At 50.7% G+C, this 292-nt stretch carries 1 protein-coding gene; it reads right to left on the bottom strand.

Annotated features, from left to right (window positions below; genetic code table 11):
* A partial coding sequence (locus DPQ25_RS14485) for a phage N-6-adenine-methyltransferase (protein WP_242978412.1) occupies positions 1–212 on the bottom strand: 212 nt, incomplete at its 3' end.
* Positions 213–292 lie beyond the last annotated feature (80 nt).

Here is a 292-nt window from a genome sequence, read left to right on the forward strand (position 1 = left end):
AACGCCTTTTTCACCCATTTCCCAATCTCGCGCCCATAAGGCGGATTGCAGAATACCGCGCCGCCGCGGTCCCAGCTTTGTGAAAGCCCGTCTGTCTCCGGCGTATAGTATAAGGGGCATTTCGCTGTCTTATCGGTAGCCGCGGGGTCCAGAACAAATTGAAATTCTTGGTTCAACTTATCAAAAAAATCCTGCGGCGTACACCAACACATATTTTTAGACGACAGAAGCGCCTTGTTCAATTTCTATGGCCTCGCTTCCCCTGAAAAATTGCTTGCAGCGCCATTCGCCG

This window comes from Hydrogeniiclostridium mannosilyticum, from assembly GCF_003268275.1.
Classification (GTDB): Bacteria; Bacillota; Clostridia; order Oscillospirales; family Acutalibacteraceae; genus Hydrogeniiclostridium; species Hydrogeniiclostridium mannosilyticum.